This window comes from Thermus sp. FJN-A, assembly GCF_054655095.1.
In genome coordinates this window covers 14,171-35,054 of sequence record NZ_BAAHSC010000167.1, presented here as the reverse complement: position 1 = coordinate 35,054, position 20,884 = coordinate 14,171, and the positions used below count along the sequence as shown (strand labels likewise).

22 protein-coding genes are annotated in these 20,884 nt (G+C 68.8%); 20 read left to right on the top strand and 2 right to left on the bottom strand.

Annotation, left to right across the window (positions count from 1 at the left end; genetic code table 11):
* Position 1: 1 nt before the first annotated feature.
* The 11 genes from nuoE (at position 2) to ACYQ0J_RS03105 (ending at position 11,688) form a co-directional block, all read left to right on the top strand.
* Positions 2-547: an NADH-quinone oxidoreductase subunit NuoE gene (gene nuoE, locus ACYQ0J_RS03155; RefSeq protein WP_460170721.1), complete on the top strand. Its 546-nt coding sequence runs from the start codon at positions 2-4 to the stop codon at positions 545-547.
* Positions 544-1,857 (top strand): NADH-quinone oxidoreductase subunit NuoF, encoded by a 1,314-nt coding sequence (nuoF, locus tag ACYQ0J_RS03150; protein ID WP_460170720.1) that lies wholly within the window; start codon positions 544-546, stop codon positions 1,855-1,857. Before nuoE ends, nuoF begins: the two co-directional genes overlap by 4 nt.
* Positions 1,858-1,859: 2 nt before the next feature.
* Positions 1,860-4,211 carry an NADH-quinone oxidoreductase subunit NuoG gene (nuoG, locus tag ACYQ0J_RS03145; RefSeq protein WP_460170939.1) on the top strand — a complete coding sequence of 784 codons (2,352 nt, stop codon included), beginning with the start codon at positions 1,860-1,862 and terminating at the stop codon, positions 4,209-4,211.
* Complete coding sequence (gene nuoH / locus ACYQ0J_RS03140) at positions 4,208-5,305, top strand: NADH-quinone oxidoreductase subunit NuoH (protein ID WP_460170719.1); 1,098 nt, start codon at positions 4,208-4,210, stop codon at positions 5,303-5,305. Before nuoG ends, nuoH begins: the two co-directional genes overlap by 4 nt.
* On the top strand, positions 5,302-5,850 hold the full coding sequence (nuoI, locus tag ACYQ0J_RS03135; RefSeq protein WP_011174264.1) for an NADH-quinone oxidoreductase subunit NuoI: 549 nt from the start codon (positions 5,302-5,304) through the stop codon (positions 5,848-5,850). The genes nuoH and nuoI overlap by 4 nt, the downstream gene beginning before the upstream one ends.
* The gene (locus ACYQ0J_RS03130; RefSeq protein ID WP_353300243.1) at positions 5,847-6,377 is read left to right on the top strand and encodes an NADH-quinone oxidoreductase subunit J family protein; all 531 of its coding nucleotides are present in this window, start codon (positions 5,847-5,849) and stop codon (positions 6,375-6,377) included. Before nuoI ends, ACYQ0J_RS03130 begins: the two co-directional genes overlap by 4 nt.
* Positions 6,374-6,661 (top strand): NADH-quinone oxidoreductase subunit NuoK, encoded by a 288-nt coding sequence (nuoK, locus tag ACYQ0J_RS03125; RefSeq protein WP_011227704.1) that lies wholly within the window; start codon positions 6,374-6,376, stop codon positions 6,659-6,661. Before ACYQ0J_RS03130 ends, nuoK begins: the two co-directional genes overlap by 4 nt.
* A gap of 2 nt (positions 6,662-6,663) precedes the next feature.
* Positions 6,664-8,484 (top strand): NADH-quinone oxidoreductase subunit L, encoded by a 1,821-nt coding sequence (nuoL, locus tag ACYQ0J_RS03120; protein WP_460170718.1) that lies wholly within the window; start codon positions 6,664-6,666, stop codon positions 8,482-8,484.
* Positions 8,478-9,887, top strand: coding sequence for a complex I subunit 4 family protein (locus ACYQ0J_RS03115; RefSeq protein WP_460170717.1), 1,410 nt, complete (start codon positions 8,478-8,480; stop codon positions 9,885-9,887). The genes nuoL and ACYQ0J_RS03115 overlap by 7 nt, the downstream gene beginning before the upstream one ends.
* Positions 9,884-11,161, top strand: a complete 1,278-nt coding sequence (locus ACYQ0J_RS03110) for an NADH-quinone oxidoreductase subunit N (RefSeq protein ID WP_460170716.1) — start codon at positions 9,884-9,886, stop codon at positions 11,159-11,161. The genes ACYQ0J_RS03115 and ACYQ0J_RS03110 overlap by 4 nt, the downstream gene beginning before the upstream one ends.
* Before the next feature lie 149 nt (positions 11,162-11,310).
* Positions 11,311-11,688, top strand: a complete 378-nt coding sequence (locus tag ACYQ0J_RS03105) for a hypothetical protein (protein WP_460170715.1) — start codon at positions 11,311-11,313, stop codon at positions 11,686-11,688.
* Positions 11,689-11,693: 5 nt separating this feature from the next.
* Here ACYQ0J_RS03105 and rocF read toward each other — a convergent pair whose 3' ends face one another.
* A complete protein-coding gene (gene rocF / locus ACYQ0J_RS03100) occupies positions 11,694-12,569 on the bottom strand; it encodes an arginase (protein ID WP_460170938.1) in 876 nt (291 codons plus the stop codon).
* 147 nt (positions 12,570-12,716) lie between these two features.
* Between rocF and ACYQ0J_RS03095 the strand changes: the two genes are divergently transcribed.
* The 9 genes from ACYQ0J_RS03095 to lysN all read left to right on the top strand — a co-directional run bounded on the left by ACYQ0J_RS03095 (position 12,717) and on the right by lysN (position 20,253).
* Entirely contained in the window at positions 12,717-13,253 is a 537-nt protein-coding gene (locus tag ACYQ0J_RS03095) for a DUF177 domain-containing protein (RefSeq protein ID WP_460170714.1), read from the top strand.
* A gap of 60 nt (positions 13,254-13,313) precedes the next feature.
* Positions 13,314-13,496 carry a 50S ribosomal protein L32 gene (gene rpmF, locus ACYQ0J_RS03090; RefSeq protein ID WP_015716502.1) on the top strand — a complete coding sequence of 61 codons (183 nt, stop codon included), beginning with the start codon at positions 13,314-13,316 and terminating at the stop codon, positions 13,494-13,496.
* Between the two features lie 91 nt (positions 13,497-13,587).
* Positions 13,588-14,556 carry a beta-ketoacyl-ACP synthase III gene (locus tag ACYQ0J_RS03085; protein WP_460170713.1) on the top strand — a complete coding sequence of 323 codons (969 nt, stop codon included), beginning with the start codon at positions 13,588-13,590 and terminating at the stop codon, positions 14,554-14,556.
* On the top strand, positions 14,556-15,473 hold the full coding sequence (fabD, locus tag ACYQ0J_RS03080) for an ACP S-malonyltransferase (protein WP_460170712.1): 918 nt from the start codon (positions 14,556-14,558) through the stop codon (positions 15,471-15,473). Before ACYQ0J_RS03085 ends, fabD begins: the two co-directional genes overlap by 1 nt.
* Complete coding sequence (gene fabG, locus ACYQ0J_RS03075; protein WP_460170711.1) at positions 15,466-16,203, top strand: 3-oxoacyl-[acyl-carrier-protein] reductase; 738 nt, start codon at positions 15,466-15,468, stop codon at positions 16,201-16,203. Before fabD ends, fabG begins: the two co-directional genes overlap by 8 nt.
* Positions 16,204-16,240: 37 nt before the next feature.
* Positions 16,241-16,483: an acyl carrier protein gene (acpP, locus tag ACYQ0J_RS03070; RefSeq protein ID WP_460170710.1), complete on the top strand. Its 243-nt coding sequence runs from the start codon at positions 16,241-16,243 to the stop codon at positions 16,481-16,483.
* A gap of 71 nt (positions 16,484-16,554) precedes the next feature.
* Positions 16,555-17,781: a beta-ketoacyl-ACP synthase II gene (gene fabF, locus ACYQ0J_RS03065; protein ID WP_460170709.1), complete on the top strand. Its 1,227-nt coding sequence runs from the start codon at positions 16,555-16,557 to the stop codon at positions 17,779-17,781.
* 2 nt (positions 17,782-17,783) lie between these two features.
* Complete coding sequence (locus tag ACYQ0J_RS03060) at positions 17,784-18,914, top strand: deoxyguanosinetriphosphate triphosphohydrolase (protein WP_460170708.1); 1,131 nt, start codon at positions 17,784-17,786, stop codon at positions 18,912-18,914.
* A 145-nt stretch (positions 18,915-19,059) separates the two neighbouring features.
* A complete protein-coding gene (lysN, locus tag ACYQ0J_RS03055; RefSeq protein ID WP_460170707.1) occupies positions 19,060-20,253 on the top strand; it encodes a 2-aminoadipate transaminase in 1,194 nt (397 codons plus the stop codon).
* Here the strand turns inward: lysN and ACYQ0J_RS03050 are convergent.
* Positions 20,227-20,373: a hypothetical protein gene (locus ACYQ0J_RS03050; RefSeq protein WP_460170706.1), complete on the bottom strand. Its 147-nt coding sequence runs from the start codon at positions 20,371-20,373 to the stop codon at positions 20,227-20,229. The genes lysN and ACYQ0J_RS03050 overlap by 27 nt on opposite strands.
* Between the last annotated feature and the right edge of the window lie 511 nt (positions 20,374-20,884).

The following is a 20,884-nucleotide window of genomic DNA, read 5'->3' as shown; positions in this document are numbered from 1 at the left end:
GATGGGGTTCTTTGACGACAAAAAGGACTTCCTGGAGGAGACCTTCGCCAAGTACCCGCCCGAGGGGCGCCGCTCGGCCATCATGCCCCTTCTCCGCCGGGTGCAGCAGGAGGAGGGCTGGATCCGCCCGGAGCGCATAGAGGAGATCGCCCGCCTCGTGGGCACCACCCCCACCGAGGTCCTGGGGGTGGCGAGCTTCTACTCCTACTACCAGTTCGTGCCCACCGGGCGCTACCACCTCCAGGTCTGCGCCACGCTAAGCTGCAAGCTTGCGGGGGCGGACGAGCTTTGGGACCACCTGACGGAGGAGCTAGGCATCGGCCCCGGGGAGGTGACCCCGGACGGGCTCTTCAGCGTGCAGAAGGTGGAGTGCCTTGGGTCTTGCCACACCGCCCCCGTGGTCCAGGTGAACGATGAGCCCTACGTGGAATGCGTGACCCGGGAGAGGCTTAAGGCGCTTCTGGAAGGCCTCAGGGCGGGGAAGCGGCTTGAGGAGATTGCGCTTCCCGGCAAGTGCGGCCACCACGTGCACGAGGTGGAGGTATGACCGGGCCGATTCTTTCCGGGCTGGACCCCCGCTTTGAACGGACCCTCTACGCCCACGTGGGGAAGGAAGGGTCCTGGACCCTGGACTACTACCTCAAGCACGGGGGGTACGAGACCGCCAGGCGGGTCCTCAAGGAAAAGACCCCGGAGGAGGTCATCGAGGAGGTGAAGCGCTCGGGGCTACGGGGCCGGGGCGGGGCGGGCTTCCCCACGGGGGTCAAGTGGGGCTTCATGCCCAAGGACGGGAAGCAGCACTACCTCATCTGCAACGCCGACGAGTCCGAGCCCGGGAGCTTCAAGGACCGCTACATCCTGGAGGACGTCCCCCACCTCCTCATTGAGGGCATGATCCTGGCCGGGTACGCCATACGGGCCACGGTGGGCTACATCTACGTCCGGGGGGAGTACCGCCGGGCGGCGGACCGGCTGGAGACGGCCATAAGGGAGGCCCGGGCGCGGGGCTATTTGGGGAAAAACCTCTTCGGCACGGACTTCTCCTTTGACCTCCACGTCCACCGCGGAGCCGGGGCCTACATCTGCGGGGAGGAGACGGCCCTCATGAACTCCCTGGAGGGCCTCAGGGCGAACCCCCGCTTGAAGCCCCCCTTCCCCGCCCAGGCGGGCCTCTGGGGCAAGCCCACCACCATCAACAACGTGGAGACCCTGGCCGCCGTGGTGCCCATCCTGGAGCGGGGCGCGGACTGGTTCGCCCAGATGGGCACGGAGCAGTCCAAGGGGATGAAGCTCTACCAGGTCTCGGGGCCCGTGCGGCGCCCCGGGGTGTATGAACTCCCCATGGGCACCACCTTCCGCGAGCTCCTCTACGAGTGGGCGGGAGGCCCCTTGGAGCCCATCCAGGCCCTCATCCCCGGAGGGTCCTCCACCCCGCCCTTGCCCTTCACCGACGAGGTCCTGGACACGCCCATGAGCTACGAGCACCTGCAGGCCAAGGGCTCCATGCTGGGGACGGGCGGGGTCATCCTCATCCCCGAGCGGGTGAGCATGGTGGACGCCATGTGGAACATCACCCGCTTCTACGCCCACGAGTCCTGCGGCAAGTGCACCCCCTGCCGCGAGGGCGTGGCGGGCTTCATGGTGAACCTCTTCGCCAAGATCGGCTCTGGCCAGGGCGAGGAAAAGGACGTGGAGCACCTGGAAGCCCTCCTGCCCCTGATTGAGGGCCGGAGCTTCTGCCCCCTGGCCGACGCCGCCGTCTGGCCGGTGAAGGGGTCTTTGAAGCACTTCAAGGACCAGTACCTGGCCCTGGCGCGGGAGAAGAAGCCCGTGCCCAGGCCCGTGCTCTGGAGGTGAAGGTGGTCAGGGTCAAGGTCAACGACCGCATCGTGGAGGTACCCCCGGGAACGAGCGTCATGGACGCGGTCTTCCACGCGGGGTACGACGTGCCCCTCTTCTGCTCGGAAAAGCACCTCTCCCCCATCGGGGCCTGCCGCATGTGCCTGGTGCGGATCGGCCTCCCCAAGAGGGGCCCGGACGGGAAGCCCGTCTTGAACGAGGCGGGTGAGCCGGAGATCGCCTGGCAGCCCAAGCTCGCGGCAAGCTGCGTCACCGCTGTGGCGGACGGGATGGTGGTGGACACCCTCTCCGAGGTGGTGCGGGAGGCCCAGGCGGGGATGGTGGAGTTCACCCTCCTAAACCACCCCTTAGACTGCCCCACCTGCGACAAGGGCGGGGCCTGCGAGCTCCAGGACCGCACGGTGGAGTACGGCCTCTACGAGAAGTACTACCAGAAGGGCCCCCTGGAGCTTCCCGTCTACACCCGCTTTGAGTTCACCCGCCGCCACGTGGACAAGCACCACCCCCTCTCCCCCTTCGTAGTCCTGGACCGGGAGCGGTGCATCCACTGCAAGCGGTGCGTGCGCTACTTTGAGGAGGTTCCGGGGGACGAGGTCCTGGACTTCATTGAGCGCGGGGTGCACACCTTCATCGGCACCATGGACTTCGGCCTCCCCTCGGGCTTCTCCGGCAACATCACGGATATCTGCCCGGTGGGGGCCCTTTTGGACCTCACCGCCCGCTTCCGGGCCCGCAACTGGGAGATGGAGGAGACCCCCACCACCTGCGCCCTCTGCCCCGTGGGGTGCGGGATCACCGCGGACACCCGGAGCGGCGAGCTCCTAAGGGTGCGGGCCCGGGAGGTGCCCGAGGTGAACGAGATCTGGATCTGCGACGCGGGCCGCTTCGGGCACGAGTGGGCGGACTCGGACCGGCTCAGAACCCCCTTGGTCCGTAGGGAGGGGAGGCTGGTGGAGGCCACCTGGGAGGAGGCCTTCCTGGCCATCAAGGAGGGCCTGAAGGGGGCGAGAGGCGAGGAGGTGGGGCTTTACCTGGCCCACGACGCCACCCTGGAGGAGGGCCTTTTGGCCTCCGAGCTCGCCCAGGCCCTCAAGACCCCCCACCTGGACTTCCAGGGCCGCACCGCCGCCCCGGCGAGCCTCTTCCCCGCGGCCACCCTGGAGGACCTCCTGCGGGCGGACTTCGCCCTGGTCCTGGGCGACCCCACGGAGGAGGCCCCCATCCTCCACCTGCGCCTCAGCGAGTTCGTGCGCGACCTCAAGCCCCCCTTCCGCTTTGGCCACGGCACCCCCTTCGCCGACCTAGGGATCAAGGAGAGGATGCCGCGGCGCACGGACAAGATGGCCCTCTTCGCCCCCTACCGCGCCCCCCTCATGAAGTGGGCCGCCATCCACGGGGTCCACCGCCCCGGGGAGGAGCGGGAGATCCTCCTCGCCCTCCTGGGGGAGAAGGAGGGAAGCGAGGCGGTGGCGAAAGCGAAGGAGGCCTGGGAGAAGGCGCAAAGCCCGGTGCTCCTCCTGGGGGCCTCCGTGCTCCAGGACGCGGTGGCTGCGGAGAGGGCCCGCCTCCTCGCCGAGCGCAAGGGGGCCAAGGTCCTCGCCATGACCCCGGCGGCCAACGCCCGGGGCCTCGAGGCCATGGGGGTCCTCCCCGGGGCGAAGGGGGCCTCCTGGGACGAGCCCGGGGCCCTCTACGCCTACTACGGCTTCGTGCCCCCGGAAGAGGCCCTTAAGGGCAAGCGCTTCGTGGTGATGCACCTAAGCCACCTCCACCCCCTGGCGGAGCGCTACGCCCACGTGGTCCTCCCCGCCCCCACCTTCTACGAGAAGCGGGGCCACCTCGTGAACCTGGAAGGCCGGGTCCTCCCCCTAAGCCCCGCCCCCATCGAAAACGGGGAGGCGGAGGGCGCCCTCCAAGTCCTGGCCCTCCTCGCCGAGGCCCTGGGGGTCAAGCCCCCCTTCCGGCTCCACCTCGAGGCGCAGAAGGCCCTGAAGGCCAGGAAGGTCCCGGAGGCCATGGGCCGCTTCGCCTTCCGCCTCAAGGAGCTCCGGCCCAAGGAGCGGGAGGGCGCCTTCTACCTCCGGCCCACCATGTGGAAGGCCCACCAGGCGGTGGGCAAGGCCCAAGAGGCGGCCCGGGCGGAACTCTGGGCCCACCCGGAGACGGCGCGGGCCGAGGCCCTGCCTGAGGGGGCCCAGGTGGCCGTGGAGACCCCCTTCGGCCGGGTGGAGGCCCGGGTGGTCCACCGGGAGGACGTGCCCAAAGGCCACCTCTACCTCTCGGCCCTGGGGCCCGCGGCGGGCCTCCGGATGGAGGGGCGCGTCCTGGTGCCCGCGGGAGGTGAAGCGTGACCTGGTCCTACCCCGTAGACCCTTACTGGATGGTGGCCCTGAAGGCCCTCTTGGTGGTGGTGGGCCTCCTCACCGCCTTCGCCTTCATGACCCTCATTGAAAGGAGGCTCCTCGCCCGCTTCCAGGTGCGCATGGGGCCGAACCGGGTGGGGCCTTTTGGCCTCCTCCAGCCCCTCGCCGACGCCATCAAGAGCATCTTTAAGGAAGACATCGTGGTGGCCCAGGCGGACCGGTTCCTCTTCGTCCTCGCCCCCCTCATCTCCGTGGTCTTCGCCCTCCTCGCCTTCGGGCTCATCCCCTTTGGCCCGCCGGGAAGCTTCTTCGGCTACCAGCCCTGGGTGATCAACCTGGACCTGGGGATCCTCTACCTCTTCGCCGTGAGCGAGCTCGCCGTCTACGGGATCTTCCTCTCCGGGTGGGCCTCGGGGAGCAAGTACAGCCTCTTGGGCTCCCTCCGCTCCTCGGCGAGCCTCATCTCCTACGAGCTCGGCCTGGGCCTCGCCCTCCTCGCCCCCGTGCTCCTCGTGGGCAGCCTCAACCTGAACGACATCGTGAACTGGCAGAAGGAGCACGGCTGGCTCTTCCTCTACGCCTTCCCCGCCTTCCTGGTCTACCTCATCGCCAGCATGGCCGAGGCCGCCCGCACCCCCTTTGACCTCCCCGAGGCGGAGCAGGAGCTCGTGGGCGGGTACCACACGGAGTACAGCTCCATCAAGTGGGCCCTCTTCCAGATGGCGGAGTACATCCACTTCATCACCGCCAGCGCCCTCATCCCCACCCTCTTCCTGGGCGGCTGGACCATGCCCGTCCTCGAGGTCCCCTACCTCTGGATGTTCCTCAAGCTCGCCTTCTTCCTCTTCTTCTTCATCTGGATCCGGGCCACCTGGTTCCGCCTGCGCTACGACCAGCTCCTCCGCTTCGGCTGGGGCTTCCTCTTCCCGGTGGCCCTCCTCTGGTTCCTCGTCACCGCCCTCGTGGTGGCCCTGGACCTCCCCAAGACCTACCTCCTCTACCTCTCCGCCCTAAGCTTCCTCGTCCTCCTGGGAGCGGTCCTCTACACCCCTAAGCCCGCCCGCAAAGGAGGTGGCGCATGACCCTGAAGGCCCTCGCCCAAAGCCTCGGCATCACCCTAAAGTACCTCTTCTCCAAGCCGGTGACGGTCCCCTACCCCGACGCCCCCGTGGCCCTCAAGCCCCGCTTCCACGGGCGGCACGTCCTCACCCGGCACCCGAACGGGCTAGAGAAGTGCATCGGCTGCTCCCTCTGCGCCGCCGCCTGCCCCGCCTACGCCATCTACGTGGAGCCGGCGGAGAACGACCCGGAAAACCCGGTCTCCGCGGGGGAGCGGTACGCCAAGGTCTACGAGATCAACATGCTCCGGTGCATCTTCTGCGGCCTCTGCGAGGAGGCCTGCCCCACGGGGGCCATCGTCCTGGGGTACGACTTTGAGATGGCGGACTACGAGTACTCCGACCTCGTCTACGGCAAGGAGGACATGCTGGTGGACGTGGTGGGCACCAAGCCCCAGCGCCGCGAGGCCAAGCGGACGGGCAAGCCCGTGAAGGTGGGCTACGTGGTGCCCTACGTGCGGCCCGAGCTGGAGGGGTTCAAGGCCCCCACGGAAGGGGGGAAGCGATGAGCCTTCTTGAAGGCCTCGCCCTCTTCCTCCTCCTCCTGAGCGGGGTCCTGGTGGTCACCCTCAGGAACGCCATCCACGCCGCCCTGGCCCTGATCCTCAACTTCCTGGTCCTCGCCGGGGTCTACGTGGCCCTGGACGCCCGCTTTCTGGGCTTTATCCAGGTCATCGTCTACGCCGGGGCCATCGTGGTCCTCTTCCTCTTCGTCATCATGCTCCTCTTCGCCGCCCAAGGGGAGATCGGGTTTGACCCCCTGGTGCGCTCCAAGCCCCTCGCCGCCCTCCTCGCCTTAGGGGTGGCGGGGATCTTGGCCGCGGGGCTTTGGGGGCTGGACCTCGCCTTCACCCAGGACCTGAAGGGCGGGCTTCCCCAGGCCCTGGGGCCCCTGCTCTACGGCGACTGGCTCTTCGTCCTCCTCGCGGCGGGCTTCCTCCTCATGGCCGCCACGGTGGTGGCCGTGGCCCTGGTGGAGCCCGGGAAGGCCTCGAGGGCCAAGGAGGCGGAGAACCGGGAGGAGGTGGCGCGGTGAGCTACCTCCTCACCTCCGCCCTTCTCTTCGCCCTCGGGGTCTACGGGGTCCTCACCCGGAGGACCGCCATCCTGGTCTTCCTCTCCATTGAGCTCATGCTGAACGCGGCCAACCTCTCCCTGGTGGGCTTCGCCCGGGCCTACGGGCTTGACGGCCAGGTGGCCGCCCTCATGGTCATCGCCGTGGCCGCCGCCGAGGTGGCCGTGGGCCTCGGCCTCATCGTGGCCATCTTCCGCCACCGGGAGAGCACCGCGGTGGACGACCTCTCGGAGCTTCGGGGGTAAGCATGGCGCTTCTCGGGACGATTCTCCTGCCCTTCTTGGGCTTCGCCCTCCTCGGCCTCTTCGGCAAGCGGCTAAAAGAGCCCCTCCCCGGGGTCCTGGCCTCGGGGCTCGTCCTCGCCTCCTTCCTCCTGGGGACGGGGCTTCTCCTCTCGGGCGGGGCCCGCTTTGAAGCGGAGTGGCTTCCCGGCATCCCCTTCAGCCTCCTTCTGGACAACCTCTCCGGCTTCATGCTCCTCATCGTCACCGGCGTGGGCTTCCTCATCCACGTCTACGCCATCGGCTACATGGGGGGGGACCCGGGCTACAGCCGCTTCTTCGCCTACTTCAACCTCTTCATCGCCATGATGCTCACCCTGGTCCTCGCCGACAGCTACCCGGTGATGTTCATCGGCTGGGAGGGGGTAGGCCTGGCGAGCTTCCTCCTCATCGGCTTCTGGTACAAAAACGCCCAGTACGCCGACAGCGCCCGCAAGGCCTTCATCGTGAACCGGATCGGCGACCTGGGCTTCATGCTGGGTATGGCCATCCTCTGGGCCCTCTTCGGGACGCTCTCCATCAGCGAGCTCAAGGAGGCGATGGAGGGCCCCCTGAAGAACCCCGACCTCCTCGCCCTGGCGGGGCTTCTCCTCTTCCTCGGGGCCGTGGGCAAGAGCGCCCAGATCCCCCTCATGGTCTGGCTCCCCGACGCCATGGCGGGCCCCACCCCGGTCTCCGCCCTGATCCACGCGGCCACCATGGTGACGGCGGGGGTCTACCTGGTGGCCCGGAGCTCCTTCCTCTACGCCAACCTCCCCGACGTCTCCTACGCCATCGCCGTCATCGGCCTCCTCACCGCGGCTTATGGGGCGCTATCCGCCTTCGGCCAGACCGATATCAAGAAAATCGTCGCCTACTCCACCATCAGCCAGCTCGGGTACATGTTCCTGGCGGCCGGGGTGGGGGCGTACTGGGTGGCCCTCTTCCACGTCTTCACCCACGCCTTCTTCAAGGCCCTCCTCTTCCTGGCCTCGGGGAGCGTGATCCACGCCCTGGGGGGCGAGCAGGACGTGCGCAAGATGGGGGGCCTCTGGAAGCACCTGCCCCAAACCCGCTGGCACGCCCTCATCGGGGCCCTGGCCCTGGGCGGCCTTCCCCTGCTTTCCGGCTTCTGGTCCAAGGACGCCATCCTCACCGCCACCCTCACCTACCCCTTCGGGGGGGTGGGGTTCTACGTGGGGGCGCTCCTCGTGGCGGTCCTCACCGCCATGTACGCCATGCGCTGGTTCGTCCTGGTCTTCCTGGGGGAGGAGAGGGGCCACCACCACCCCCACGAGGCCCCGCCGGTGATGCTCTGGCCCAACCACCTCCTGGCCCTGGGCTCGGTGCTGGCAGGCTACCTGGCCCTGCCCCACCCCTTGCCCAACGTCCTGGAACCCTTCCTGAAGCCGGCCCTGGCGGAGGTAGAGGCCCACCACCTCTCCCTGGGGACGGAGTGGGGCCTCATCGCCCTCTCGGCGGCGGTGGCCCTTCTGGGGCTCTGGGCGGGTTTCGTCTTCTTCCAGCGCAAGGTTTTCCCCGCCTGGTACCTGGCCTTTGAGGCGGCGAGCCGGGAGGCCTTCTACGTGGACCGGGCCTACAACGCCCTCATCGTAAACCCCTTGAAGGCCCTGGCGGAGGCCCTCTTCTACGGGGACCGGGGCCTCTTAAGCGGCTACTTCGGCCTGGGCGGGGCGGCGCGGAGCCTGGGTCAGGGCCTCGCCCGCTTGCAGACCGGCTACCTTAGGGTTTACGCCCTCCTCTTCGTCCTGGGGGCGCTTCTCCTTCTGGGGGTGATGCGGTGGTAGTCCTGGCGGTCCTTCTACCGGTGGTCTTCGGGGCCCTGCTCCTTTTGGGCCTGCCCCGGGCCCTCGGGGTTTTGGGGGCGGGGCTTTCCTTCCTCCTCAACCTCTACCTCTTCCTCACCCACCCGGGCGGGGTGGCCCACGCCTTCCAAGCCCCCCTCCTCCCCGGGGCGGGGGTGTACTGGGCCTTCGGTCTGGACGGGCTTTCCGCGCTTTTCTTCCTCACCATCGCCCTCACCGTCTTCTTAGGGGCTTTGGTGGCGAGGGTGGAAGGGCGCTTCCTGGGCCTCGCCCTCCTCATGGAGGGGCTTCTCCTCGGCCTCTTCGCCGCCCGGGACCTCCTCGTCTTCTACGTCTTCTTTGAGGCCGCCCTCATCCCCGCCCTCCTCATGCTCTACCTCTACGGGGGGGAGGGGCGGACGCGGGCCCTCTACACCTTCGTCCTCTTCACCCTGGTGGGCTCCTTGCCCATGCTCGCCGCCGTCCTCGGGGCCAGGCTCCTCTCGGGCAGCCCCACCTTCCTCCTGGAGGACCTCCTCGCCCACCCCCTCCAGGGAGAGGCCGCCTTCTGGGTCTTCCTGGGCTTCGCCCTGGCCTTCGCCATCAAGACGCCCCTCTTCCCCCTCCACGCCTGGCTTCCTCCCTTCCACCAGGAAAACCACCCTTCGGGCCTCGCCGACGCCCTCGGCACCCTTTACAAGGTGGGGGTCTTCGCCTTCTTCCGCTTCGCCATCCCCTTGGCCCCCGAGGGCTTCGCCCAGGCCCAGGGCCTCCTCCTCTTCCTGGCGGCCCTTTCCGCCCTCTACGGCGCCTGGGTGGCCTTCGCCGCCAAGGACTTCAAGACCCTCCTGGCCTACGCCGGGCTTTCCCACATGGGGGTGGCGGCCCTGGGGGTCTTCTCGGGCACGCCGGAAGGGGCCATGGGGGGGCTATACCTCCTGGCGGCCAGCGGGGTCTACACCGGGGGGCTCTTCCTCCTCGCGGGAAGGCTTTACGAGCGGACGGGCACCCTGGAGATCGGGCGCTACCGGGGCCTGGCAGAGAGCGCCCCGGGCCTCGCCGCCTTGGCCCTCATCCTCTTCCTCGCCATGGTGGGCCTTCCCGGGCTTTCCGGCTTCCCCGGGGAGTTTCTGACCCTCCTCGGGGCCTACAAGGCCAGCCCCTGGCTTGCCGCCTTGGCCTTCCTCTCCGTGATCGCCTCCGCGGCCTATGCCCTCACCGCCTTCCAGAAGACCTTCTGGGAGGAGGGAGGGTCTGGGGTGAAGGACCTCGCGGGGGCGGAGTGGGGCTTCGCCCTGCTTAGCGTCCTCGCCCTCCTCCTCATGGGGGTCTTCCCCGGCTACTTCGCCCGGGGGCTCCACCCTCTGGCGGAGGCCTTCGCCAAGCTTCTTGGAGGTGGCGCATGACCCTGGCGATCCTCGCGGTCTTCTCCGTGGCCTTGACCCTTCTCGGCTTCGTCCTCCCGCCCCAGGGCGTGAAGCGGGCCACGCTCCTGGGCCTGGCCTTGGCCCTCGTAAGCCTCCTCCTCACCTGGGGGAGGCCCTTCGCCTTCGGGCCCTACGCGGTGGACGGCGTCTCCCAGGTCTTCACCCTCCTCGCCCTCCTGGGGGCCTTGTGGACCGTGGGCCTCGTGCGCTCGGGGCGGTTTGAGTTCCACCTCCTGGTGCTCTACGCCGCCACGGGCATGCACCTCTTGGCCTCCACCCAGAACCTGGTCCTGATGCTGGTGGCCCTCGAGGCCCTCTCCCTCCCCCTCTACGCCCTGGCCACCTGGCGGCGGGGGGAGGGGCTGGAGGCCGCCCTCAAGTACTTCCTCCTGGGGGCCTTGGCCGCCGCCTTCTTCCTCTACGGGGCGGCCCTCTTCTACGGGGCCACGGGGAGCCTCGTCCTGGGCGCCCCCGGGGAAGGCCCCCTCTACGCCCTGGCCCTGGGCCTGCTCCTCGTGGGCCTGGGCTTTAAGGCGGCCCTCGCCCCCTTCCACTTCTGGACCCCCGACGTCTACCAGGGAAGCCCCACCCCCGTGGTCCTCTTCATGGCCACCTCGGTGAAGGCCGCGGCCTTCGCCGCCCTCCTCCGGGTGGCCGCACCCCCCGAGGCCCTCGCCCTCCTCGTGGCCCTCTCCGTGGTGGTGGGGAACCTGGCGGCCCTGGCGCAGAAGGAGGCCAAGCGGCTTCTCGCCTACTCCTCCATCGCCCACGCCGGGTACATGGCCCTCGCCCTTTACACCGGGCGCCTCGAGGCCCTGGGCTTTTACCTCCTCACCTACGTCCTGGCCACGGGGCTCGCCTTCGCCGTCCTCGCCGAGGTCTCCCCGGACCGGGTGCCCCTGGAGCGGCTCAAGGGCCTCTTCCACCGGGACCCCCTCCTGGGCCTCGCCCTCTTCGTGGCCGCGCTTTCCCTCCTGGGCCTGCCGCCCTTGGCGGGCTTTTGGGGCAAGTACCTGGTCTTCACCGAGGCCGCCCGGGTGGGCGAGTGGGGGCTTTTAGTCCTCGCCCTCCTCACCAGCGCGGTAAGCGCCTACTACTACCTGGGCCTGGGCCTCGCCGTGTTCCAGAAGGGGGAAGCGGAGGTGGCCCCCCGGCCCCTGGCCCGCAACGTGGCCCTCCTGGTGGCCCTCCTGCTCCTCTTCCTCGGCCTCTTCCCCGGCCTCGTCCTCCCCGCCTTGGCCCAGGGGGGCTAAGTACCCCGCTCTGGCTTTCGCCAGAGCGGGGACCCCAAGAGCGGTAGCCGAGGCCTCCCGGGTTGGGGAACGGGGGTGCGGGCGCACGCATAGGAGCCTAGAGACCCCCTTGCCCTCTGGCCTCGTGGGGTCTAGAGTGGGACCAAACCATGGACGACCCCCTGGCCCGCCTGCCCCAGGAGCTCTTGCGCAAGGACCCCTTGGCCTACGTGGCCCAAGGCGCCGAGGCCCTGCCCAAGGCGCACAGGGGAGCCTGGCTTTTGGGGGTGGTAAGCGGCTTTCTCTGGCCTGAGGCCCCGCCCCCCAAGGACCTCCCCGCCCTCTTCCGCCGCATGGAGGGCGCCTGGCGGGAGGCGGAGGCCTACTTCCTGGAGACCGGGGTTGACTTCCCCGTGCTGGTGAGCGAGTGGGCCCGGGAGGCCCTCGAGGCCCTCCTCCGCAAGCGGCGCCTCCCGGACTACGCCGCCTTGCGCGAAACCTTCGCCCGGGGCCTGGCCTTGGGAAGGCGGTTGCGCCCGCCCGGCTAAGTGCCCTACAGGATGCGCTTGCCCAAAAGGCTCAAGGCCAGGCCCACCATCATCTCTGCGGTGCGGTTCTTCTCGTCCAGGATGGGGTTTACCTCCACCAGGTCCAGGCTTCGCACCCGGCCCGACTGGGCCAGGATCTCCATGAGGAGGTGGGCCTCCCGGTAGGTGAGGCCCCCGGGCACGGGGGTCCCCACCCCCGGGGCCAGGGTGGGGTCCAGCACGTCCGCGTCCAGGGAGACGTGAAGGGGCAGGCCGGAGAGCTTCTCCAAGGCCTCCTCGGCGATCCTGGCCACCCCCAGGCGGTCCACCTCGTGCATGGTGTACACGGAAACCCCCGCCTCCCTAAGCAGGCGCCGCTCGCCCGGGTCCAGGCTCCGGACGCCCACCAGGACCACGTCCTTGGGGTCCACCGCGGCGAAGGCCTCCGTGAGCCGGGGGTGGCCTAGGCCGCACAGGACCGCCAGGGGCATCCCGTGGATGTTCCCGGAAGGGCTGGTCTCCGGGGTGTTGAAGTCTGCGTGGGCGTCCACCCAGATGACCCCCACCCGGCCCCGGGCCACCCCGGAGGCCGAGCCCATGGACAGGGAGTGGTCCCCCCCGAGCACGATGGGGAATACCCCTTCGGGAAGGCCCCTTAAGCGGTCCCGAAGCTCCAAGGCCGCCTGGCGGATCTCCTCGGTGTAGGGGCCCTTTCGCTTCCTCAAGGTCTCGGCCAGGGGGACCCGGACATCCCCCAGGTCTTCCACCTCCAGCCCCAGGGCCTCCAGCTCCTCCAAAAGCCGGGCGTAGCGCAGGGCGGAAGGCCCCATGTCCACCCCGCGCCGTCCCGCCCCCAGGTCCATGGGCACGCCCACCACCACCACCCGCTCCATGGGGGGCATGGTAGCAAAAAGCCCCATGCACCGCTTGGGAAGTTTATGCCCCCCTGCCGCCCCGGCGAGAGGGGCTTTAGGGGGTTCTCGGGGCCAGCAGCGGGAAGAAAGGCACCCCCCTAGGAAAAGGGACCTTTCGGCGCTATACTTGGAAGGATGGAGTACCGCGAGGTGGCAAGCATCAACCTGGCCCGCCTCCTGAAGGAGGGGGGGACCACCCGCGCTGCGGGCGTGGTGCGGGAGGCCTTCCGCGTGGGCCAGGAGACCTTCTCCCTCCAGGGGGAGGCCGCCTGGAAGGTGGCGGTCTCCGCCGTGGGGGAGGGGGAGTACTGGCTCTCCGGGGAGGTGGAGGGGGTGGTGCTCATGGAGTGCCGCCGCTGCCTCAAGCCCACCCCTACCCCCGTGCACGCCCACTTCCAGCACATGCTCCGCTACCAGCAGGGCCTCGAGGGGGTGGCCTTCCACGAGGAGGACGAGGACGAGTACTACGCCTTCGGCGCGCCGGACCTGGACCTCCTTCCCTTCCTCACCGAGGCCTTCGTGACGGAGATGCCCTACACCGTGCTCTGCGAGGAGGGGTGCAAGGGGCTCTGCCCCGTCTGCGGGGCGGACCGCAACCTGGTGGACTGCGGCCACCAGGTGGAGGCCCACCACCCCCTCCTCGGCCTCAAGAACCTCCTTCCCGAACTCTAGCGGGTCTGCTATACTACCAGGGGTTTAGCGGGGGGCAAGCCCCCCTTTGGAGGACTGGAGATGGCCAAGCACCCTGTACCCAAGAAGAAGACCTCTAAAGCGCGGCGGGACGCCCGGAGGAGCCACCACGCCCTGACACCCCCCACCCTCGTCCCCTGCCCGGAGTGCAAGGCGATGAAGCCCCCCCACACCGTCTGCCCGGAGTGCGGCTACTACGACGGGCGCAAGGTGCTGGAAGTCTAGACCGGGTCAAGACTCCGGGGCCCCGCACCCCGGGGCCTCAACTTTTTTCACTCCCGGAGGGTATAGTGGAGCCCATGACGGGAGGTCGGCCATGAGCGGCATCCTGGCCCTTGGGGCCTACGTGCCCCAAAGGGTCATGAAAAACGAGGAGTTCGAGGCCTACCTGGACACCTCCGACGAGTGGATCGTGACCCGCACCGGGATCCGGGAAAGGCGGATCGCCGCAGAGGACGAGTACACCTCGGACCTGGCCTTCAAGGCGGTGGAGGACCTCTTGGGGAGGCACCCGGGGGCCCTCGAGGGGGTGGACGGGGTCATCGTGGCCACCAACACCCCGGACGCCCTCTTCCCCGACACCGCCGCCCTGGTCCAGGCCCGATTCGGCCTCAAGGCCTTCGCCTTTGACCTCCTGGCGGGGTGCCCGGGCTGGATCTACGGCCTGGCCCAGGCCCACGCCCTGGTGGAGGCGGGGCTAGCCCGCAAGGTGCTGGTGGTGGGGGCGGAGGCCCTTTCCAAGATCCTGGACTGGAACGACCGGGCCACCGCCGTCCTCTTCGGGGACGCGGGCGGGGCGGCCGTGGTGGGGAGGGTCAGGGAGGGGTTTGGCTTCAAGTCCTTCGTGTTGGGGGCGGACGGCACCGGGGCCAAGGAACTCTTCCACGCCTGCGTGGCCCCCCGCCTGCCCGACGGCACCTCCATGAAAAACCGCCTTTACATGAACGGGCGGGAGGTGTTCAAGTTCGCGGTGCGGGTGATGAACACCGCCACCCTCGAGGCCATTGAGAAGGCGGGCCTCACCCCCGAGGAGATCAAGGCCTTCGTGCCCCACCAGGCGAACCTGAGGATCATTGACGCCGCCCGGGAACGCCTGGGCCTCCCCTGGGAGCGGGTGGTGGTGAACGTGGACCGCTACGGCAACACCTCCACCGCCTCCATCCCCTTGGCCCTGAAGGAGGCGGTGGACGAGGGGCGGATCCGGGAAGGGGACCACGTCCTTTTGGTCTCCTTCGGGGCCGGGCTCACCTGGGCCGCCGCCGTGCTCACCTGGGGGGGTGCCTGATGTACGCCGCCCTCTTCCCCGGGCAGGGTTCGCAGCGGCTAGGCATGGGAAGAAGCCTCTACGAGGCCTTCCCCGCCGCCAAGGAGGTCTTGGACCGGGCCGAGGCCACCCTCCCCGGCCTCCTCAAGCTCATGTGGGAGGGCCCGGAGGAGGCCCTCACCCTCACGGAAAACCAGCAGCCCGCCCTCCTCGCCGTGGGCTACGCCGCCTACCGGGCCTTCCTGGCCGAAGGGGGCCGCGAGCCCGCTTTGGCCGCCGGGCACTCCCTGGGGGAGTGGACGGCCCACGTGGCCGCGGGCACCCTTGAGCTGGAGGACGCCCTCCGCCTGGTGCGCCTCAGGGGGCGGTACATGCAGGAGGCCGTGCCCCCGGGGGAAGGGGCCATGGCCGCCGTCTTGAAGCTTCCCCTGGGGGAGATAGAAAAGGCCCTGGAGGGGCTGGAAGGGGTGGAGGTGGCCAACCTCAACGCCCCGGAGCAGACGGTGATCTCCGGGAAGAAGGAGGCGGTGGAAAGGGCGGCGGAAAGGCTTAAGGCCCTGCGGGCCCGGGTGGTGTTCCTCCCCGTTTCCGCCCCCTTCCACTCCTCCCTCATGGCCCCCGCGCAAGAGCGGCTGGCCCAGGACCTGGCCCAAATCTCCCTGAGGCGGCCCCGCTTCCCCGTCTACAGCAACGTGACAGCGCGGCCCGAGGAGGACCCGGGAAGGATCCGGGAACTCCTCCTCCAGCAGATCACCGCCCCGGTGCGCTGGGTGGAGATCCTACGGGACATGGAGGCGAGGGGCGTCAAGCGCTTTCTGGAGTTCGGGAGCGGGGAGGTGCTGAAGGGCCTGGTGAGCCGCACCCTGAGGGAAGCGGAGGCCCTGAGCGTCCAGGACCCGGAGAGCCTAAGGAAGGCGTTGGAGGTGCAGGATGCGTAAGGCGCTCGTCACCGGAGGAAGCCGGGGCATCGGGCGGGCCATCGCCCTGAGGCTCGCGGAGGAGGGCTTTGCCCTGGTCATCCACTACGGGCATAACCGGGAAAAGGCGGAGGAGGTGGCGGAGGAGGCGAGGAGGCGGGGAAGCCCCCTGGTGGGCGTCCTGGGGGCCAACCTCCTGGAAGCGGAGGCGGCCACGGCCCTCGTCCACGGGGCGGCGGAGATCCTGGGGGGCCTGGACACCCTGGTGAACAACGCGGGCATCACCCGGGACACCCTCCTCGTGCGCATGAAGGACGAGGACTGGGAGGCGGTCCTCGAGGCCAACCTCTCCGCCGCCTTCCGCACCACCCGGGAGGCCATCAAGCTCATGATGAAGGCCCGCTTCGGGCGCATCGTGAACATCACCAGCGTGGTGGGCCTCCTGGGCAACCCCGGCCAGGCCAACTACGTGGCCTCCAAGGCGGGGCTCATCGGCTTCACCCGGGCCGTGGCCAAGGAGTACGCCCAAAGGGGCATCACGGTGAACGCCGTGGCCCCGGGCTTCATTGAGACGGAGATGACGGAAAGGCTCCCCCAGGAGGTGAAGGAGGCCTACCTGAGAGAGATCCCCGCCGGGCGCTTCGGCAAGCCTGAGGAGGTGGCCGAGGCCGTGGCCTTCCTCGTCTCGGAGAAGGCGGGTTACATCACCGGCCAGACCCTGTGCGTGGACGGGGGGCTCACGCCCCACTGAGGCGTTTCCGTGCTAAAATCCCTGCGGGAGGTTTTCCATGACGGAGCAGGAAATCTTTGAAAAGGTCAAGGCCGTTATCGCGGACAAGCTCTCCGTGGAGCCCGAGAAGATTGCCCTCGAGGCCCGCTTCATTGAGGACCTCGGGGCCGACAGCCTGGACACCGTGGAGCTCATCATGGGCCTGGAGGACGAGTTCGGGCTGGAGATCTCCGACGAGGAAGCCGAAAAGATCCGCACCGTGCGGGACGCGGTGGCCTACATCCAAAGCAAACTGGGCTGAGGGCCCGCCTCTTTGCCGAGGGGGCGCAAAGCGCCCCCTTTTCCCTTAGACCCACCGGGTATACTACCCCCATGCGACGTGTGGTCGTCACCGGCCTAGGGGCCCTCACCCCCATCGGCGTGGGGGCGGAAGCCTACCACCGGGCCCAGCTGGAAGGCAAAAGCGGGGTGCGCCCCATCACCCGCTTTGACGCCTCGGTCCTTCCCGTGCGCATCGCCGCCGAGGTGGACGTGAACCCCGAGGACTACCTGGACAAGAAGGAGCTCAGGCGCCTAGACCGCTTCGTCCAGTACGCCCTCATCGCCGCCCACCTGGCCCTGGAGGACGCGGGGCTCTCCCCGGAGGAGCTGGACCCAAAGCGGGTGGGCACCCTGGTGGGCACGGGGATTGGGGGCATGGAGACGTGGGAGGCCCAGAGCAAGGTCTTCCTGGAAAGGGGCCCGAACCGCATCAGCCCCTTCTTCATCCCCATGATGATCGCCAACATGGCCTCGGCCCACATCGCCATGCGCTACGGCTTCATGGGGCCCTCCTCCACCGCCGTCACCGCCTGCGCCACGGGCTCGGACGCCATCGGAAGCGCCTTCCGCATGATCCAGCTGGGGGAGGCGGAGGTGGTCTTGGCCGGGGGCACGGAGGCCGCCATCACCCCCATGGCCATCGGGGCCTTCGCCGTGATGCGGGCCCTTTCCACCCGGAACGAGGAGCCCACCAAGGCGAGCCGCCCCTTTACCCTAAGCCGGGACGGCTTCGTCATGGGGGAGGGGGCGGGGGTCTTGGTCCTGGAGGCGTACGAGCACGCGAGGAAGCGGGGCGCTCGCATCTACGCCGAGCTCGTGGGCTTTGGCCGTAGCGCCGATGCCCACCACATCACCGAGCCCCACCCCGAGGGCAAGGGGGCGGCCTTGGCCATGGCCAGGGCCCTGGAGGACGCCAAGGTGGCCCCGGAACGGGTGGGCTACATCAACGCCCACGGCACCTCCACCCCCGTGGGGGACCGGGCGGAGGTCTTGGCCATCAAGGAGGTCTTCGGGGAGCACGCCAAGAAGCTCATGGTCTCCAGCACCAAGAGCATGACCGGGCACCTCCTGGGGGCGGCGGGGGGCATTGAGGCCATCGCCACGGTACAGGCCCTTTACCACGGGGTCATCCCCCCCACCATCAACCTCGAGGACCCCGACCCCGAGCTGGACCTGGACTTCGTGCCCGAACCCCGGGAGGCCCGGGTGGACTACGCCCTCTCCAACTCCTTCGCCTTCGGGGGGCAGAACGCGGTGCTCCTCTTCAAGCGGGTTTAGCCATGCTCTTCCCCCGGGAGAGGCTCTTGGCCCTGGAGGCGCAAAACCTCGCCCCTTACGCCCAAAGGGCCGGGGACACCCGGGGGCGGGAGTACCCCGAGCCCGAGTCCCCTTACCGCACCCCTTTCCAGAAGGACCGGGACCGGATCCTCCACACCACCGCCTTCCGCCGCCTGGAGTACAAGACCCAGGTCTTCCCCAACTGGGCCGGGGACTACTACCGCACCCGCCTCACCCACACCCTGGAGGTGGCCCAGGTGTCCCGCTCCATCGCCCGCGCCCTAGGCCTCAACGAGGACCTCACCGAGGCCATCGCCCTCTCCCACGACCTGGGCCACCCCCCCTTCGGCCACACCGGGGAGAAGGTGCTCAACGCGCTGATGCGGGACCACGGGGGGTTTGAGCACAACGCCCAGGCCCTGCGCATCCTCACCCACCTGGAGGAACGTTACCCCCGCTTCCGGGGGCTCAACCTCACCTACGAGGTCCGGGAGGGCATCGCCACCCACGAGGCCGCCTACGCCCCCGGCTTCAAACCCCTCTACCCCGGGCAGGGGACCCTCGAGGCCCAGGTGGTGGACCTCTCGGACGCCATCGCCTACGCCGCCCACGACCTGGACGACGGGCTGAGAAGCGGCCTTTTGGCCCCGGAGGAGCTTGCCGAGGTGGCCTTTCTCCAGGCCCTGGCCCGGGAGGAGGGGCTGGACCTCCTTAGGCTCACGGAGCTTTCCCGCCGCATCCTGGTGCGGCAGCTTTTGGGCTACTTCATCACCGCCGCCATCCTGGCCACCCACCGGCGGGTGGAGGAGGCGGGGGTGCAAAGTGCGGAGGCGGTGCGCCACCACCCGGAGCGCCTCGCCGCCCTCACGGAAGAGGCGGGAAAGGCCCTTAAGGCCCTCAAGGCCTTCCTCATGGACCGCTTCTACCGCCACCCCGAGGTCCTCAGGGAGAGGCGCAAGGCAGAAGCCGTGCTGGAGGGGCTTTTCCTCGCCTACACCCGCTACCCCGAGCTTCTCCCCCGGGAGGTGCAGGCCAAAATCCCCGAGGAGGGGCTAGAGCGGGCGGTGTGCGACTACATCGCGGGCATGACGGACCGCTACGCCCTCGAGGCCTACCGCAGGCTCTCCCCCTAAGTGCCCCGCTCTGGCTTTCGCCAGAGCGGGGGCCCCAAAAGGCCTCCCGGTAAGCCCAGCCAGGTGGCGAAACCGAGGTGCGGGCGCTTGGGGGCCCCGGCGGAAAATCCCGGCGGGGCGAAGGGGGGCGGTATAGACTATGGGGGTGAAAACCCTAAACTGGTCCGAGGCGTTCGGCAAAGGCGCAGGCCGCATCCAGGCCTCCACCATCCGCGAGCTCCTCAAGCTCACCCAGCGCCCGGGCGTCCTCAGCTTCGCGGGGGGGCTTCCCGCCCCGGAGCTCTTCCCCAAGGAGGAGGCGGCGCAAAAGGCGGCAGCGATCCTGCGGGAGAAGGGCGAGGTGGCCTTGCAGTACGGGCCCACAGAGGGCTACGCTCCCCTTCGCGCCTGGGTGGCGGCGTGGCTCGGGGTGGCCCCGGAGGAGGTCCTCATCACCACGGGAAGCCAGCAGGCCCTGGACCTACTGGGCAAGATCTTCCTGGACGAGGGGAGCCCGGTCCTCCTCGAGGCCCCCAGCTACCTGGGGGCCATCCAGGCCTTCCGGGCCTACGGGCCCCGCTTCCTCACGGTGCCCGCCGGGGAGGAGGGCCCGGACCTGGAGGCCCTGGCGGAGGTGCTCCGGAGGGAGCGCCCCCGCTTCCTCTACCTCATCCCCTCCTTCCAAAACCCCTCGGGCGGTCTCATGCCCCAAAGGGCGCGGGAAAGGCTCTTGGCCCTGGTCATGGAGCAGGGTCTTGTGGTGGCGGAGGACGACGCCTACCGGGAGCTCTACTTCGGGGAGAGGCGCCTTCCCAGCCTCTTTGAGCTGGCCCGGGAAGCGGGCTACCCGGGGGTCATCTACCTGGGGAGCTTCTCCAAGGTGCTGGCCCCGGGGCTTCGGGTGGCCTTCGTGGCCGCCCACCCCGAGGTGGTCCTCAAGCTCACCCAGGCCAAGCAGGGGGTGGACCTGCACACCCCGGCCCTCAACCAGATCCTGGTGCACGAGCTGGTGAAGGAGGGTTTCCCCAAGCGCCTGGAGAGGATCCGCGCCACCTACCGCGCCAAGGCCCAGGCCATGCTGGAGGCCCTGGCGCGGGAGATGCCCGAAGGCGTGCGCTACACCCGGCCCCAAGGGGGGATGTTCATCTGGATGGAGCTCCCCAGGGGGCTTTCCGCCGAAGCCCTCCTCCACAAGGCCCTGGAGGAAAACGTGGCCTTCGTGCCGGGGGGGCCCTTTTTCGCGGGCGGGGGTGGGGAGAACACCCTGAGGCTCTCCTACGCCACCTTAGACCCCGCCGGGATCGCGGAGGGGATACGGCGGCTCGGGCGGGCGCTAAAGGGGCTTTTGGCTGTGGTCTAGGAAGAGGAGGGGCTCTCTTCTTCTCAGCTCCCCCACCAGGGCGTCCAAAAAGGCTTCACCCTCCGCCACCGCTTCCTCGGGCCTCAGCAAAAGGGGCGCCCGGCGGGTGTCTATCTCCAAAACCCAGCAACCCTCTACGAGGCCTTGAGCCCAGAGAGGAGGGCGTCTTTGAGCAAGGGCGGCGAGCCCCTGCTTGAAGCGGGCGTAGATAGGGTCAAGCTCATTCCCCTGGGGAGGTCGGTAAACGCCTCCCCTTCGCTTAGTAGGCGCCCCGTAGTCCAGAACCACCACATACCCTACGACCACCTCGGGAAAAAGGAGCTGGACAGAGGAGACCTCCCCAACCAGATCGTCCAGGCGGTTAGGCCAGGACCCCGAGGGATTTTTCAGGATGGACTTCAGGGAAATGAGAAGCCGCGGTTTCTTGGGTAAGGATGAACCCGCGGGGTACACCAACCCCAGGTCCCATTTTTTCTCCCGGGCCAAACCGGGTACGGAAATCTCCTGCTCCAAGTGGGGCCAAAGATGTGGAGGTAAGCGCTCCCGCAAACGTTCTTCCAAATACCCCGCCAAAACCCCCTGGCGCCCGCTATCCTGGGAAGAGGTCCGTATCATGTTTTCTAAAAGCTTT

Coding starts and splice junctions, on each gene's coding strand:
- nuoE (WP_460170721.1), top strand. CDS start 2: ATGGGGTTCTTTGACGACAAAAAGGACTTCCTGGAGGAGACCTTCGCC.
- nuoF (WP_460170720.1), top strand. CDS start 544: ATGACCGGGCCGATTCTTTCCGGGCTGGACCCCCGCTTTGAACGGACC.
- nuoI (WP_011174264.1), top strand. CDS start 5,302: ATGACCCTGAAGGCCCTCGCCCAAAGCCTCGGCATCACCCTAAAGTAC.
- ACYQ0J_RS03130 (WP_353300243.1), top strand. CDS start 5,847: ATGAGCCTTCTTGAAGGCCTCGCCCTCTTCCTCCTCCTCCTGAGCGGG.
- nuoL (WP_460170718.1), top strand. CDS start 6,664: ATGGCGCTTCTCGGGACGATTCTCCTGCCCTTCTTGGGCTTCGCCCTC.
- ACYQ0J_RS03110 (WP_460170716.1), top strand. CDS start 9,884: ATGACCCTGGCGATCCTCGCGGTCTTCTCCGTGGCCTTGACCCTTCTC.
- ACYQ0J_RS03105 (WP_460170715.1), top strand. CDS start 11,311: ATGGACGACCCCCTGGCCCGCCTGCCCCAGGAGCTCTTGCGCAAGGAC.
- rocF (WP_460170938.1), bottom strand. CDS start 12,569: ATGCCCCCCATGGAGCGGGTGGTGGTGGTGGGCGTGCCCATGGACCTG.
- ACYQ0J_RS03095 (WP_460170714.1), top strand. CDS start 12,717: ATGGAGTACCGCGAGGTGGCAAGCATCAACCTGGCCCGCCTCCTGAAG.
- rpmF (WP_015716502.1), top strand. CDS start 13,314: ATGGCCAAGCACCCTGTACCCAAGAAGAAGACCTCTAAAGCGCGGCGG.
- ACYQ0J_RS03085 (WP_460170713.1), top strand. CDS start 13,588: ATGAGCGGCATCCTGGCCCTTGGGGCCTACGTGCCCCAAAGGGTCATG.
- fabD (WP_460170712.1), top strand. CDS start 14,556: ATGTACGCCGCCCTCTTCCCCGGGCAGGGTTCGCAGCGGCTAGGCATG.
- fabG (WP_460170711.1), top strand. CDS start 15,466: ATGCGTAAGGCGCTCGTCACCGGAGGAAGCCGGGGCATCGGGCGGGCC.
- acpP (WP_460170710.1), top strand. CDS start 16,241: ATGACGGAGCAGGAAATCTTTGAAAAGGTCAAGGCCGTTATCGCGGAC.
- fabF (WP_460170709.1), top strand. CDS start 16,555: ATGCGACGTGTGGTCGTCACCGGCCTAGGGGCCCTCACCCCCATCGGC.
- ACYQ0J_RS03060 (WP_460170708.1), top strand. CDS start 17,784: ATGCTCTTCCCCCGGGAGAGGCTCTTGGCCCTGGAGGCGCAAAACCTC.